10 protein-coding genes are annotated in these 15,008 nt (G+C 60.7%); 6 read left to right on the forward strand and 4 right to left on the reverse strand.

The features are described from left to right. Positions 1-24 precede the first annotated feature (24 nt). Together GTQ41_RS17950 and GTQ41_RS17955 are read left to right on the forward strand one after the other, a co-directional pair. Complete coding sequence (locus tag GTQ41_RS17950; RefSeq protein WP_047295261.1) at positions 25-606, forward strand: PilZ domain-containing protein; 582 nt, start codon at positions 25-27, stop codon at positions 604-606. Between the two features lie 13 nt (positions 607-619). After that, positions 620-1,342 carry a glycerophosphodiester phosphodiesterase family protein gene (locus GTQ41_RS17955; protein WP_041068969.1) on the forward strand — a complete coding sequence of 241 codons (723 nt, stop codon included), beginning with the start codon at positions 620-622 and terminating at the stop codon, positions 1,340-1,342. A 42-nt stretch (positions 1,343-1,384) separates the two neighbouring features. On the opposite strand, the gene sthA is transcribed toward GTQ41_RS17955, so the two are convergent. Then, positions 1,385-2,779, reverse strand: a complete 1,395-nt coding sequence (gene sthA / locus GTQ41_RS17960) for a Si-specific NAD(P)(+) transhydrogenase (protein WP_041068973.1) — start codon at positions 2,777-2,779, stop codon at positions 1,385-1,387. 197 nt (positions 2,780-2,976) lie between these two features. Beyond that, positions 2,977-4,026 carry an FAD:protein FMN transferase gene (locus GTQ41_RS17965; RefSeq protein ID WP_196302437.1) on the reverse strand — a complete coding sequence of 350 codons (1,050 nt, stop codon included), beginning with the start codon at positions 4,024-4,026 and terminating at the stop codon, positions 2,977-2,979. A 72-nt stretch (positions 4,027-4,098) separates the two neighbouring features. Between GTQ41_RS17965 and GTQ41_RS17970 the strand changes: the two genes are divergently transcribed. Then, positions 4,099-5,400, forward strand: a complete 1,302-nt coding sequence (locus tag GTQ41_RS17970; protein WP_047295263.1) for an MFS transporter — start codon at positions 4,099-4,101, stop codon at positions 5,398-5,400. Between the two features lie 182 nt (positions 5,401-5,582). Here GTQ41_RS17970 and GTQ41_RS17975 read toward each other — a convergent pair whose 3' ends face one another. After that, positions 5,583-7,046 (reverse strand): glyceraldehyde-3-phosphate dehydrogenase, encoded by a 1,464-nt coding sequence (locus tag GTQ41_RS17975; protein ID WP_003226583.1) that lies wholly within the window; start codon positions 7,044-7,046, stop codon positions 5,583-5,585. A gap of 354 nt (positions 7,047-7,400) precedes the next feature. Between GTQ41_RS17975 and mfd the strand changes: the two genes are divergently transcribed. Genes mfd through GTQ41_RS17990 form a run of 3 tightly spaced genes read left to right on the forward strand, consistent with a single transcriptional unit; the run spans position 7,401 to position 14,129 of the window. Next, the gene (gene mfd, locus GTQ41_RS17980) at positions 7,401-10,850 is read left to right on the forward strand and encodes a transcription-repair coupling factor (RefSeq protein ID WP_047295265.1); all 3,450 of its coding nucleotides are present in this window, start codon (positions 7,401-7,403) and stop codon (positions 10,848-10,850) included. A 10-nt stretch (positions 10,851-10,860) separates the two neighbouring features. Further along, positions 10,861-11,427, forward strand: coding sequence for a CsiV family protein (locus tag GTQ41_RS17985; protein ID WP_047295268.1), 567 nt, complete (start codon positions 10,861-10,863; stop codon positions 11,425-11,427). 11 nt (positions 11,428-11,438) lie between these two features. Next, positions 11,439-14,129, forward strand: a complete 2,691-nt coding sequence (locus tag GTQ41_RS17990) for a DEAD/DEAH box helicase (protein WP_047295270.1) — start codon at positions 11,439-11,441, stop codon at positions 14,127-14,129. 140 nt (positions 14,130-14,269) lie between these two features. Here the strand turns inward: GTQ41_RS17990 and GTQ41_RS17995 are convergent, their stop codons facing one another. Then, on the reverse strand, positions 14,270-15,007 hold the full coding sequence (locus GTQ41_RS17995; protein WP_047295272.1) for an S-methyl-5'-thioinosine phosphorylase: 738 nt from the start codon (positions 15,005-15,007) through the stop codon (positions 14,270-14,272). Between the last annotated feature and the right edge of the window lies 1 nt (position 15,008).

Raw genomic sequence — 15,008 nt, forward strand, 5'->3', positions numbered from 1 at the left:
CACCGCCGCTACCATGGGTTCGCCATGTCGACATTAGATGAAGAAGATCGCCGCGAATACTACCGTATCGAGGACATGATCGCACTGGAAATTCGGCCCCTGTCCGCTCCCGAAGCCGCAGGCCAGGAAGTGTTGCAGGATGCTTCCCCGCTGTTCAACCTGCTCAGCGAACTGCACCTGAGCGAATTCGAGTCGCAGCACCTGTTGCGCCAGATCAGCGAGCGCGACCGGGCCATCGCCGCGTTCCTCAAATCCCAGAACAAACGCATCGACCTGCTCAGTCAGGTGGTCGCCCTGACCGTGCTCGGCCATATCGGCGAGCCGCAGCCGGTGATCCTCTCCGAAGGCGGAATCGACTTTCAGCACCCGACGCCGATCGCCACGGGCGCGCACCTGTCGGTGAAACTGGTGCTGATGCCGCAGGCACTGGGCCTGCTGCTGCGTGCCCGCGTCACCCATTGCGACCGCAAGGGCGATGGCTACGACGTCGGCACCGAGTTCGAACACTTGACCGACGCCCAACGCCAGTTGCTCGCCCGCTATATCTTGCAGAAACAGGCCCAGGAACGACGCCTGGCCCGTGAACAGAACGAATCAGGCATTTAATTAAGGAAGCACCGTGACCCTCATCTACGGCCACCGCGGCGCCAAGGGCGAAGCACCGGAAAATACCCTGACCAGTTTTCAGGAATGTCTCAAGCACGGCGTACGCCGTTGCGAACTGGATCTGCACCTGTCCAAGGACGGCGAGCTGATGGTGATCCACGACCCGACCCTCAAGCGCACCACCGACCGGCGCGGCAAGGTGGTCGAGCACACCGCCGCCGAACTGGTGACCTACGACGCGCGCAAGGGCGGCCCGGGCTGGATCAAGCCGTGCCCGATTCCGACCCTGGAAGAACTGTTCGAGCAGTGCGATTTCGAGCACTGGCAACTGGAAGTCAAAAGCGCTTCACGCACCCGCGCCGCCACCACCGTGTTGGCGATTCGCGAAATGGCCCAGCGTCATGGCTTGCTGGACAAGGTCACCATTACTTCGAGTTCGCGGGAAGTACTGAAGGCAGCGCTGGAGTTGGTGCCGGACGTGTCGCGTGGACTGGTCGCCGAATACGCCTGGCTCGACCCGTTGAAGGTCGCCGCCAGCTATGGCTGTGAGATTCTGGCGCTGAACTGGACGCTGTGTACGCCGGAACGCCTGCAGAAGGCGCAGCGTCAGGGGCTGCATGTGTCGGTGTGGACCGTCAACGAGCCTGCGCTGATGCGCAGACTCGCCGACTTCGGCGTTGACAGCCTGATTACAGACTTTCCCGGTTTGGCCACTGCCACCCTCGAGAATTGCTGAAATCGGTCTCCCCGGCCGGCTCAGGCCACCGGCCGGAGCCCGTCAAAAAAGCCGGTTGAGGCCGTCGTACGCCGCTACCCGATAGGCTTCGGCCATGGTCGGGTAGTTGAACGTGGTGTTGACGAAGTACTTCAGCGTATTCAACTCACCCGGCTGGTTCATGATCGCCTGACCGATGTGCACGATCTCCGACGCCTGATAACCGAAGCAGTGAACACCCAGCACTTCCAGGGTTTCACGGTGGAACAGGATTTTCAGCATGCCTTGCGGCTCGCCGGCGATCTGCGCACGCGCCATGCTCTTGAAGAACGCCTTGCCGACTTCGTACGGCACTTTGGCCTGGGTCAGTTCCTGCTCGTTCTTGCCGATCGAGCTGATCTCCGGAATGGTGTAGATGCCGGTCGGCACATCATTCACAAAGCGCCAGCTACCGTTATCGACAATGCTGCCAGCCGCCGAACGCCCTTGGTCGTGGGCGGCACTGGCCAGGCTCGGCCAGCCGATCACGTCGCCGGCGCCGTAGATGTTCGGCACGCAGGTACGGTAAGCCTCGTCGACTTCGATCTGGCCACGGCTGTTGACCTTGACCCCGATGTTTTCCAGACCCAACTGGTCGGTGTTACCGGTACGGCCGTTGCACCAGAGCAAAGCGTCGGCCTTGATCTTCTTGCCGGACTTCAGGTGCAGGATCACGCCGTTGTCCACGCCTTCAACGCGATCGTAATCTTCGTTGTGGCGCACGGTGATGTTGTTGTTGCTGAAGTGGTAGCTCAACGCCTGGGAAATTTCCGAGTCGAGGAAGCTGAGCAACTGACCGCGGTTGTCCACCAGCTCGACCAGCACCCCCAGACCGCTGAAGATCGAGGCGTATTCGCAACCGATCACACCGGCGCCGTAAACGATCAGTTTGCGCGGGGTGTGACCGAGGCTGAGGATGGTGTCGCTATCGTAGATACGCGGGTGATTGAAATCGATGTCCGCCGGGCGATACGGACGCGAACCGGTAGCGATGATGATGTGCTTGGCCACCAGTTTCTCGACCACGCCGTTGGCGCAGACCACTTCGATGGTTTGCTCGTCGGCAAAGCTGCCGGTACCGATGAACACGTCGACGCGGTTACGGGCGTAGTAGCCGGTGCGCGAAGCGACTTGTTTGGAGATAACCTTTTCAGCGCTTTTCAACACGTCCGGGAAGGAGAACCAGCGTGGCTCGCCGATCGCCCGGAACATCGGATTGGTGTTGAACTGCATGATCTGCCGCACCGAGTGACGCAGGGCCTTGGACGGGATGGTTCCCAGGTGGGTGCAGTTGCCGCCGACCTGGCGACGACTGTCGACCATGGCCACCTTGCGCCCTGCTTTGGCGGCGTTCATTGCCGCGCCTTCTCCCGCCGGGCCGGAACCCAGCACCACCACGTCGTAGTTGTAGACAGCCATGCGTACTCCTCAGAACAGGCCGCGGTGCCAGCAGCACCGGCGGCTAAATCACGCCGAATCGCGGCGCGAAGGAACAATTGGGGGCCAGTAAAGAACCCGGACACAGTCTATAGAAGCGTCAACGCCGCGCACATTAACCCTTGGTCGCGTCGTAGGCTACTTTTGCCTGCACTACAACGCCAGCTTTCGTACTGTTTTCAGTCAACTTTTGCACGACTCAGGCGCTCGAAAGCCGCACTGGTGCGAATAACAAAGCCTGTATCGGCACGAATCACGAAGAATGCACCAATGTCGTGTTTTTCGGCATAGTCCCAAGCCCGTTCAGGCCCGAGAATCAGCAACAGCGTCGATAGTCCATCGGCCATCAACGCTGAAGGATGAATCACCGTGACTGATGCCAGGTTGTGCAGGACCGGCGCCCCGCTCCGCGCATCAAAGGTGTGGGAATAGCGCCGGTCGTCCTGCAGGAAATAGTTGCGGTAATCCCCGGAGGTGGACACGCCGTAGCCATCGACCTGAATGATCCGTTCGGCCACCTGTTGATCGTCACGCGGCGCCTCCAGCGCGATGCGCCATGCCGAGCCGTCGAGCTTCTTGCCCTTGGCCTTCAGCTCGCCGGTGGCTTCGGCGAGATAGTCATGGATGCCCATCGATTCGAGTCTGGCGGCGATGGTGTCGACGGCATATCCGGCGGCGATGCTGTTGAAATCGACCTCGACAGCGGCGTCCTTGCACAAGCGGTCGCCGTCGATACGCAAATGGCGGTAGCCGACTCGCTGCAGGGTTTCGGCCAGCACGGCGGGGTCGGGGACTTTCTCTTCACGCCCTTGCGGGCCGAACCCCCACAGATTCATCAGCGGCTCGACGGTCAAGTCGTAGGCACCTTCGCTTTGCTCTGCCAGTTGCTTACCAACTCGGACCAATTCGAGCACGGCGGCGGGCATAGTCTGACAGCTGTTCGCCGGCAAGGCATTGAAGCGCTCGATATCGGAATCACTGCGATAGGTCGACATCTGTCGATCCACGTCAGCGAGGATACCTTCCACTTCCCGGCGAACTTGCGCCGGCTCGGCAATACCCGCGTGTCGCACGTACTTGATCGAATACGTGCTGCCCATGGTCGGGCCACCAAAACTTTCCAGGGAATCACCGTTGCCACAGGCCACAAGGACAACCAGCACACTCACAAGCCCAACCCACCGTCCAGTGAACAATTCTTCATCTCCCCATAAAAGCGCGCCGGCCATTATGGATCAAAGGCCCGCACGCTCCCCATCGGATGCAACGCGTTACAAGAAACCCATAATGAGTAACTGAAAATGTCCTCGACCACGGGCAAAGGCAAAGCGATTTTTCGCGTTGTCAGCGGTAACTTTCTCGAGATGTTCGACTTTATGGTCTATGGCTTCTACGCCACGGCCATTGCCAAAACCTTCTTCCCGGCCGACAGCGCCTTCGCTTCCCTGATGCTTTCCCTGGCGACTTTCGGTGCAGGCTTCCTGATGCGTCCGTTGGGGGCGATCTTCCTTGGTGCCTACATTGACCGTCACGGTCGTCGCCAGGGCCTGATCATTACCCTTGCGCTGATGGCCGCCGGTACGATCCTGATCGCCTGCGTGCCGGGTTACGCCACCCTGGGTGTCGCCGCGCCGTTGATCGTGCTGTTCGGTCGCTTGCTGCAAGGCTTCTCGGCCGGCGTCGAACTGGGCGGTGTTTCGGTGTATCTGGCGGAAATTGCCACGCCGGGCCGCAAGGGCTTTTTCGTCAGTTGGCAGTCGGCAAGCCAGCAAGCAGCAGTGGTGTTTGCCGGTCTGCTCGGGGTGGGTCTCAACCACTGGCTGAGCCCGGAGCAGATGGGTGACTGGGGCTGGCGCGTGCCGTTCCTGATCGGTTGCATGATCGTTCCGGTGATCTTCGTGATTCGTCGCTCGCTGGAAGAAACGCCGGAATTCCAGGCGCGCAAACATCGCCCTACCCTGCGGGAAATCGTCCGCTCGATCGGTCAGAACTTCGGCATCGTCATCGCTGGCATGGCGCTGGTGGTGATGACCACGGTTTCGTTCTACCTGATCACTGCCTACACCCCGACCTTCGGCAAGGCCGAACTGCATCTGTCGGACTTCGACGCGCTGCTGGTAACGGTGTGCATCGGTCTGTCGAACTTCTTCTGGCTGCCAGTGATGGGCGCGGTGTCCGACAAGATCGGGCGCAAACCCCTACTGCTGGCGGCGACCCTTCTGGCGATCCTGACCGCTTACCCGGCGCTGTCGTGGCTGGTGGCGAACCCGAGCTTCAGTCATCTGCTGATCGTCGAGCTGTGGCTGTCGTTCCTGTACGGCTCGTACAACGGCGCGATGGTGGTGGCGCTGACCGAAATCATGCCGGTGGAAGTGCGCACGACCGGGTTCTCGCTGGCCTATAGCCTGGCAACAGCGACCTTTGGCGGCTTTACGCCTGCGGCCTGTACTTACCTGATTCACGTGCTGGACAACAAGGCTGCGCCGGGAATCTGGCTCAGCGGTGCGGCGGTGCTGGGGCTGATTGCGACGCTGGTGCTGTTCCGCGGGAACAAACATGAGCTGCGAACTGCGCAAGCCGCTGTGGCAGGTGGCGCCAGATAGGACGCCATCGCTGGCAAGCCAGCTCCCACAAGGTCTTGAGGCGTACATGCCATGGCGCAGCCTGCCAGGAAACCTGTGGGAGCTGGCTTGCCAGCGATGAGGCCGGATCAGGCAATAGAGATCTGCCAGGCATAAAAAAACGCCCCGACCTAAGTCGGGGCGTTTTCATTTGCAGCTAAAGCTTAGCGCGGGAACGCTGGCGGGTTTACACCGGCCATGTCTTCCATCACGCGAACCACCTGGCAGCTGTAGCCGAACTCGTTGTCGTACCAGACGTACAGCACAACGCGGTTGTCCTGAACGATGGTCGCTTCAGCGTCGACCACACCGGCGTGACGCGAACCCACGAAGTCAGTGGACACCACTTCCTGCGAGTTGACGAAGTCGATTTGCTTGTGCAGATCGGAGTGCAGCGCCATGTAGCGCAGGTACTCGTTCATCTCTTCACGGCTGGCGGCTTTCTCAAGGTTCAGGTTGAGAATGGCCATCGACACGTTTGGCGTCGGAACGCGGATCGCGTTACCGGTCAGCTTGCCGGCCAGCTCAGGCAGGGCCTTGGCAGCAGCGGTGGCAGCACCGGTCTCGGTGATGACCATGTTCAGCGCGGCGGAACGGCCACGACGGTCACCCTTGTGGAAGTTGTCGATCAGGTTCTGGTCGTTGGTGTACGAGTGAACGGTTTCGACGTGACCGTTGATGATGCCGAACTTGTCATTCACAGCCTTCAGCACCGGCACGATGGCGTTGGTGGTGCAGGAAGCGGCGGACACGATCTTGTCGTCAGCGGTGATTTCGTTGTGGTTGATACCGTGAACGATGTTCTTCAGCTTGCCTTTGCCAGGCGCGGTCAGAACAACGCGAGCAACACCCGGGCATTGCAGGTGTTGACCCAGGCCATCGGCGTCACGCCATACACCGGTGTTGTCCACCAGCAGCGCGTCTTTGATGCCGTACTGGGTGTAATCCACCTCGGTCGGGTTCTTCGCGTAGATCACCTGGATCAGGTTACCGTTGGCGGTGATGGTGTTGTTTTCTTCGTCGATGACGATGGTGCCGTTGAACGGACCGTGTACCGAATCGCGACGCAGCAGGCTGGCGCGTTTGGTCAGGTCGTTTTCGGCGCCCTTGCGCACGACGATGGCACGCAGACGCAGACCGTCGCCACCACCGGTTTTCTCGATCAGGATGCGCGCCAGCAGACGGCCGATACGACCGAAGCCGTACAGCACAACGTCAGTGCCTTTGCGGGCCGAAGCGTTTTGCTGACCAACCACGTCAGCCAGTTCTTCACGCACGAACTGCTCGGCGCTGCGGCCATTGCCTTCGCTGCGGAATTTGAACGCCAACTTGCCCAGGTCTACCGAAGCCGCGCCGAGCTTGAGCTCGCTCATGGCTTTAAGCAGAGGGAATGTTTCGTGGACGGAGAGTTCGCTATCGTCGGAGGAACGGTGGCGAGCAAAGCGGTGAGCTTTGAGAATCGCGATGACAGACTGGTTGATCAGGCTGCGGCCATAGATCGAGCTCACCACGTTGTTATTGCGGTAGAGCTGACCGATAAGCGGAATCATCGCTTCTGCGAGTGCTTCACGGTCGATCCATTCACCAAGACACTGGTCGGGCTTCTGAGTCACGGGAACCTTCCACATGTAGGGGCAGAAAAAAGGGGCTACATTATGCCGCCGAGAACCTCTTGTAGCAATGCGCGCTTGTCGCGCAATCGGTAACAAAATTCCGTTCAAAAAAATTACGCCTCGCGCCAGCCCAGTAAAACCGGGGCTTTCAGCGCAGTCAATTTTTCGACGACTGTTAGACGATGTCTGTAACCCTCCGTAACACCGGTCGATTTCGGCACTACATAACCGTAAAAAAAGTGCTCGTTTTTATGGTTACCACTACATTTCGCGCAAACCGCGCAGATAGACGCAGTCTGCAACTGACAGCCGGCACCTGACGCCGCTACAATTACCGACTTTGTCGCAACGCCTGGAGCTCAACCTTCCGTGCCTGTTCTGCGTCTACCGCTTCTCCCTGCCGCGGCAGGTAAACAGCATTGGGGCAACTTGCCCGGTGCCGCCCTCAGCCTCGCGATTGCCGAGGCTGCCAGCGCAGCCAAGCGCTTCACCCTGCTACTGACCGCCGACAGCCAGAGTGCCGAACGGCTGGAACAGGAGCTGAGTTTCTTCGCCCCGGATTTGCCCGTGCTGCATTTCCCCGACTGGGAAACCCTGCCGTACGATCTGTTCTCGCCGCACCAGGACATCATTTCCCAGCGCATCGCCAGCCTGTACAGGCTGCCGGAACTGGCGCACGGCGTGCTGGTGGTGCCGATCACCACCGCCCTGCATCGCCTGGCGCCGACCAAATTTCTGCTCGGCAGCAGCCTGGTGCTGGATGTCGGGCAGAAGCTCGATGTCGAACAGATGCGCTCGCGCCTGGAAGCCAGCGGCTATCGCTACGTCGATACGGTTTACGAGCACGGCGAGTTCACCGTACGCGGCGCGTTGATCGACCTGTTCCCGATGGGCAGCAAACTGCCCTATCGCATCGACCTGTTCGACGACGAAATCGAAACCCTGCGCACCTTCGACCCGGAAAACCAGCGCTCCATCGACAAGGTCGAATCGGTCAAGCTGCTGCCGGCGCGAGAGTTTCCGCTGCAGAAAGATGCGGTCACCCGCTTCAAGGCGCGATTCCGCGAGCGCTTCGATGTCGACTTCCGGCGCTGCCCGATCTTCCAGGACCTGAGCAGCGGCATCACGCCCGCCGGTATCGAGTACTACCTGCCGCTGTTCTTCGATGAGACTTCGACGCTGTTCGATTACCTGCCGCAGGACACGCAAGTGTTCTCGCTGCCGGGCATCGAGCAAGCAGCGGAAAACTTCTGGAACGACGTGCGCAATCGCTACGAAGAGCGCCGCGTCGATCCATCACGTCCTTTATTGCCGCCCGCCGAACTGTTCCTGCCGGTGGAGGACTGCTTCGCCCGTCTCAAGAGCTGGCCACGGGTAGTGGCCAGTCAGCAGGACGTCGAAGCCGGTGCCGGTCGCGAGCGCTTCCCGGCGCAAGCGCTGCCGAACCTGGCGATCGAAGCCAAGGCGACGCAACCGCTGGCGGCGCTCTCGGCATTCCTCGACGAATTCCCCGGACGCGTGCTGTTCACCGCCGAATCCGCGGGCCGTCGTGAAGTCCTGCTGGAGTTGCTGGAGCGTCTGAAGCTGCGGCCGAAAACCGTCGACAGCTGGCCGGACTTCGTTGCGAGCAAGGACCGTCTGGCGATCACCATTGCCCCGCTCGACGAGGGCTTGATGCTCGATGACCCGGCGCTGGCGCTGGTGGCCGAGAGTCCGCTGTTCGGTCAGCGGGTGATGCAGCGTCGTCGCCGGGAAAAACGTGCCGACGCCAACAACGATGCCGTGATCAAGAACCTCACCGAGCTGCGCGAAGGCGCGCCGGTGGTGCACATCGATCACGGGGTCGGGCGTTATCTGGGCCTGACGATTCTGGAAATCGACAATCAGGCGGCCGAATTCCTCACCCTGGAATACGCCGAGAACGCCAAGCTCTACGTGCCGGTGGCCAACCTGCACCTGATCGCCCGTTACACCGGCAGCGATGACTCACTGGCACCGCTGCACCGCCTCGGCTCCGAAACCTGGCAGAAAGCCAAGCGCAAGGCGGCCGAACAGGTGCGCGATGTCGCTGCTGAATTGCTCGACATCTATGCCCGCCGCGCCGCGCGCGAAGGCTACGCGTTTGCCGACCCGAAAGCCGATTACGCGACGTTCAGCGCCGGTTTCCCGTTCGAAGAAACCCCGGATCAGCAAGCGACCATCGAAGCCGTGCGCGAAGACATGCTCGCGCCGAAGCCGATGGATCGCCTGGTCTGCGGCGACGTCGGTTTCGGCAAGACCGAAGTGGCGATGCGCGCAGCGTTCATCGCCGTGCACGGCGGGCGTCAGGTGGCGATTCTGGTGCCGACCACCCTGCTCGCCCAGCAACACTACAACAGCTTCCGCGACCGCTTCGCCGACTGGCCGGTGACCGTAGAAGTGATGAGTCGCTTCAAATCGGCCAAGGAAGTCAACGCGGCGATTGCCGATCTGGCGGAAGGCAAGATCGACATCGTCATCGGTACGCACAAGCTGCTGTCCGACGATGTGAAGATCAAAAACCTCGGACTGGTGATCATCGACGAAGAACACCGTTTCGGTGTCCGGCAGAAAGAACAGCTCAAGGCCCTGCGCAGCGAAGTCGACATTCTGACGCTGACCGCCACGCCGATTCCGCGCACGCTGAACATGGCGGTGTCGGGTATGCGTGACCTGTCGATCATCGCCACGCCGCCAGCGCGCCGCCTGTCGGTGCGCACCTTCGTCATGGAGCAGAACAAGAGCACGGTCAAAGAGGCCCTGCTGCGAGAACTGCTGCGCGGTGGGCAGGTTTACTACTTGCACAACGACGTGAAGACCATCGAGAAGTGCGCTGCCGATCTCGCCGAACTGGTGCCGGAAGCGCGGATCGGCATCGGCCATGGGCAGATGCGTGAACGCGAACTCGAACAGGTGATGAGCGACTTTTATCACAAGCGCTTCAACGTACTGATCGCCTCGACCATCATCGAGACCGGCATCGACGTGCCGAGCGCCAACACCATCATCATCGAGCGCGCCGACAAGTTCGGCCTGGCGCAATTGCACCAGTTGCGCGGACGTGTGGGTCGCAGTCACCACCAGGCTTACGCCTACCTGCTGACGCCGCCGCGCCAGCAAATCACCTCGGACGCGGAAAAGCGTCTGGAAGCGATTGCCAACACTCAGGATCTGGGCGCCGGTTTCGTGCTGGCGACCAACGACCTGGAAATCCGTGGCGCCGGCGAATTGCTCGGCGACGGCCAGAGCGGGCAGATTCAGGCCGTGGGCTTCACGCTCTACATGGAAATGCTCGAACGCGCGGTGAAGTCGATCCGCAAGGGCGAGCAACCGAACCTTGATCAACCGCTCGGCGGTGGCCCGGAAGTCAACCTGCGGGTGCCGGCGCTGATACCGGAAGACTATCTGCCGGATGTTCATGCCCGCCTGATCCTGTACAAGCGCATCGCTTCGGCCACCGACGAGGAAGGCCTGAAGGATCTGCAAGTGGAGATGATCGACCGCTTCGGTCTGCTGCCGGAGCCGACCAAGAATCTGGTGCGCATCACCGCGCTGAAGTTGCAGGCCGAACAACTGGGCATCAAGAAAGTCGACGGTGGCCCGCAAGGTGGCCGCATCGAGTTCGCCGCGCAGACGCCGGTCGACCCGATGACCTTGATCAAACTGATCCAGACTCAGCCAAAACGCTACAAATTCGAAGGCGCCACAATGTTCAAGTTCCAGGTGCCGATGGAACGCCCGGAAGAGCGCTTTAATACTGTAGAGGCGCTGTTCGAGCGCCTCCTCCCGAAAACTGTTTGAAGGACGCCGCATGCGCCTGTTTCGCTCACTGACTTTGCTACTCAGCTTCGTAGCACCGATGGCGTTTGCCGATGACACCTACATGGTCGAAATGATTCTGGTGCGGCAGAACGCCGTACCGGCGATTGTCAGCCGCGCGGCCCCGGAAGACTGGGCAGCCGGCGCTCAACGCCTCGACGATGCCAGCCAGCGCACACCTGCCTTGAATGAGGTGGCCAACAAACTCAGCGCCACCGGCGAGTACAGCGTGCTGCTGCACAAGGCCTGGCAGCAAACCCTCGGCGAAGCGCCGACCAAGGTGGCCGTCAGCGACGGCAAGGAACAGTTCGGCCAGTTCCCGATCGAAGGCACCCTGGAAATGAAACTCGGGCGCTTCACCGACGTGAACGCCGACTTCTGGGTCAACCAGATCGACGCCAACGGCATGGTCACTGCCAGCGAACGCCTGAAGCAGGACAGCCACACTAAAAACGGCCAGCTCAACTATCTCGACAACGGCCACCTGGCGCTGCTGATCAAGATCACTTCCCTGACGGCGCCCGCCCCTCGGCAAGCTCCTGAAGCGATTCCGGACTGATCGAAGTCCTTATGTCCCCGCCCCTGAGTAAACCGTTGGCACCCTCCTGGGTCAGCCGATTCAAGGAACAGAGCCTGGAGCGTGGCCGCCGCTACGCCCTGGAGAATCGGGTACGCATCGCGCAGGTTGGCGATGCGACCATCACCGCCAGTTGCGAAGGCTCTGGCGGTAACGTCTACCGTCAGACCATTCACTTGCGCGAGTCAGCCAAAGGCACCCTGCTGCTGGTTGACGCCAGCTGTACCTGCCCGGTGCGCAACAACTGCAAGCACTGCGCTGCGGTACTTCTGCAAGTGCAGGAAACCCTCGAATACCCGGCCGCCGCAAAAGACGCCGAACTGCTGGAAAAACTCCAGGCCGTATTGGAGAACCGCAGCCCCAAGGCGCCGCCGCAAGTGCTGGTGGACAACGTGCAACCGCTGCCGCGCCTGTGGCTGGCCAGCGTCGAGTTCAGCGCGTTCGAGCCACGCAACGGCAAGATGCAGCGCTACATCCAGCATCGCGCGGCGCTGTCGTTCAGCTATCTGGATGAATACGTCAGCGGACAGAAAAACAGCGACATCCTGATCCGCCAGGAAACCCAGACGCTGCGGATAAAACGCCATCCTGAAGTGGAACAGTCCTACCGCGAACAGTTAAGAATCCTCGGCTTTCGCATCGCCACCCGCCAGAGCAAGGCGCTGCCGGAAAGCGCCGGCGAGCTGTACGAGATGGTCAACGACAGCGCCTGGCTGACGTTCACCCTCAACGAACTGCCGAAACTGCGTACCCAAGGCTGGGAATTGCAGATCGACGAGGAATTCGGTTTCGATCTGACCGCCGTCGACGACTGGTACGCGACTGTCGAACAGGCGCCGGAACGCGACTGGTTCGATCTGGAGCTGGGGATTATCGTCAATGGCGAACGCCTGAGCCTGCTGCCGATCCTGCTCAACCTGATGCGCTCGCACACGGAAATCCTCAACCCGGAACGCCTGGCACGGCGACGCGATGACGAACTGATTCTGGTCAATATTCCGCAACGCAACAGTGAGCACGGGCCACTGCAGGTGGCCCTGCCCCTTGGCCGACTGAAACCGGTGCTGGCGACACTGGGCGAGTTTTACTTGCAGGAGCCGGGCGAAACCACCCTGCGCCTGAGCAAAGCCGACGCGACGCGGCTCAATTCGCTGGAAGGCCTTCCCCTGCTGTGGGAAGGCGGCGAGCAGATTCGCAGCTTCGCCCAACGCCTGCGCGACATTCGCGACTTCAGCGCCAAAGCGCCGAAGGGCTTGAACGCGACGTTGCGGCCTTATCAGCTCGAAGGCTTGAGCTGGATGCAGTCCCTGCGTCAGCTAGAGGTTGGCGGGATCCTGGCGGACGACATGGGCCTGGGCAAAACCCTACAGACTCTGGCGCATATTCTTAGCGAGAAAAATGCCGGGCGCCTGGATCGGCCGTGCATGGTGGTGATGCCCACCAGCCTGATCCCGAACTGGCTCGACGAAGCTGCGCACTTCACGCCGCAACTGAAAGTGGTCGCGCTGTACGGTGCCGCCCGCAAAAAACACTTCGAGCATCTGGCCGATTTCGACCTGATCCTCACCACTTACGCGCTGCTGCCCAAGGACGTCGAGCGCCTGGCGCAACAGCCGCTGCACGTTCTGGTGCTGGACGAAGCCCAATACATCAAGAACCCCAACAGCAAAGCCGCACAGGCTGCCCGCGAACTCAACGCGCGCCAACGGCTGTGCCTGAGCGGCACACCGCTGGAAAACCACCTCGGTGAGTTGTGGTCGCTGTTTCATTTCCTGCTGCCGGGCTGGCTGGGCGACGTCAAAAGTTTCAATGCCGACTACCGCGTACCGATCGAAAAACGCGCCAGCGAAGTCAGATTGCAGCACCTCAATGGGCGGATAAAACCGTTTCTGCTGCGCCGCACCAAGGAACAGGTGGCTACCGAGCTGCCACCCAAGACCGAGATCATCCACTGGGTCGATCTCAACGAAGCCCAGCGCGACGTGTACGAAACCATGCGCCTGGCGATGGACAAGAAGGTTCGTGACGAGATCACTCGCAAGGGTGTGGCGCGTAGCCAGATCATCATTCTCGAAGCCCTGCTCAAGCTGCGTCAGGTTTGCTGCGACTTGCGTCTGGTCAACGACGCCACCCTGCCCGCTCGCGGCAGCAGTTCCGGCAAGCTCGACAGCCTGATGGAAATGCTCGAGGAGTTGTTTGAGGAAGGTCGGCGAATTCTGCTGTTCTCGCAGTTCACGTCGATGCTGTCACTGATCGAAGACGAACTGAAAAAACGCAACGTGGCCTATGCCCTGCTGACGGGACAGACCCGCGATCGGCGCACGCCGGTGAAGGAATTCCAGAGCGGTAAGCGTCAGATCTTTCTGATCAGCCTGAAGGCCGGTGGCGTTGGTTTGAACCTGACCGAAGCGGACACGGTGATTCATTACGACCCGTGGTGGAACCCGGCAACCGAGAATCAGGCGACTGACCGCGCGTACCGGATCGGCCAGGAAAAGCCGGTGTTCGTTTACAAGATGATTGCCCGGGGCACGGTGGAAGAGAAGATTCAGCACCTGCAGAAGGAAAAGTCCGACCTGGCAGCTGGCGTGCTGGATGGGCGCAAGGCCGGAGACTGGAAACTACAGAGCGATGACATCGAAGCGCTGTTTGCGCCGTTGCCGGATAAGCTCGACAAGCGTTGAGCCCCTCCCTGCCAATTAGAGAGCTGTCGCTGGCAAGCCAGCTCCCACAAGGTTATGAGTCGAACACAACACTGTGATTCAACTCGATACCTGTGGCAGCTGGCTTGCCAGCGATGAGGCCAAATCGGTTTCGGTCAGACTCAGCCCTTGAGCACCCGCGCCAACGCCGATTTCACTTTGCCCATCCCGTCATGCAGCGCCTGCTCGATCTCGGCCATGGTGATCACTTCGGTGGTCTTGCCCGCCGCCGGATTCACCACCAGCGCCAGGCAGGCGTAATCCAGCTCCAGTTCACGGGCCAGCGCGGCTTCCGGCATGCCGGTCATGCCAACGATGTCGCAGCCATCGCGCTCCAGTCGCACGATCTCCGCCACGGTTTCCAGACGCGGGCCCTGAGTGCAGGCATACACGCCCTGATCGCTGTATTCGCAACCTTCGGCAGCCACCGCCGCAATCAATTGCTGACGCAGCGACTCGCTGTAAGGAAAGCTGAAATCGATGTGGGTGACGTGCTCCAGATCGTCGGCGAAAAACGTGTGTTCGCGACCGCTGGTGTAGTCGACGATCTGATGCGGCACACAGAAATGGCCGGTGCCCATGGCCGGGTGAATCCCGCCCACCGCGTTGACCGCGATGATCGCCTCCGCGCCAGCCTGCTTCAGCGCCCACAGGTTGGCGCGGTAGTTGACCTTGTGTGGCGGAAAGCGATGCGGATGGCCGTGACGGGCGAGGAACAGCACTTCCTTGCCAGCGTATTCACCGATCTGCACGTCGGCTGATGGCGCGCCATAAGGCGTGTCTACCGCCAGCGATTGGCGAATGGTCAAGCCTTCGAGTTGAGTCAGGCCAGTGCCACCAATGATTGCGTAAACCGTCATA

The sequence above is a fragment of the Pseudomonas sp. AN-B15 genome (genome assembly GCF_019056475.1).
Taxonomy (GTDB): Bacteria; Pseudomonadota; Gammaproteobacteria; order Pseudomonadales; family Pseudomonadaceae; genus Aquipseudomonas; species Aquipseudomonas parakoreensis.

Bases quoted from the DNA above. Each gene is read 5' to 3' on its own strand.
- GTQ41_RS17975 (WP_003226583.1), bottom strand. From the start codon at position 7,046: ATGTGGAAGGTTCCCGTGACTCAGAAGCCCGACCAGTGTCTTGGTGAA.
- GTQ41_RS17985 (WP_047295268.1), top strand. From the start codon at position 10,861: ATGCGCCTGTTTCGCTCACTGACTTTGCTACTCAGCTTCGTAGCACCG.
- sthA (WP_041068973.1), bottom strand. From the start codon at position 2,779: ATGGCTGTCTACAACTACGACGTGGTGGTGCTGGGTTCCGGCCCGGCG.
- GTQ41_RS17990 (WP_047295270.1), top strand. From the start codon at position 11,439: ATGTCCCCGCCCCTGAGTAAACCGTTGGCACCCTCCTGGGTCAGCCGA.
- GTQ41_RS17970 (WP_047295263.1), top strand. From the start codon at position 4,099: ATGTCCTCGACCACGGGCAAAGGCAAAGCGATTTTTCGCGTTGTCAGC.
- GTQ41_RS17965 (WP_196302437.1), bottom strand. From the start codon at position 4,026: ATGGCCGGCGCGCTTTTATGGGGAGATGAAGAATTGTTCACTGGACGG.
- GTQ41_RS17995 (WP_047295272.1), bottom strand. From the start codon at position 15,007: ATGACGGTTTACGCAATCATTGGTGGCACTGGCCTGACTCAACTCGAA.
- GTQ41_RS17950 (WP_047295261.1), top strand. From the start codon at position 25: ATGTCGACATTAGATGAAGAAGATCGCCGCGAATACTACCGTATCGAG.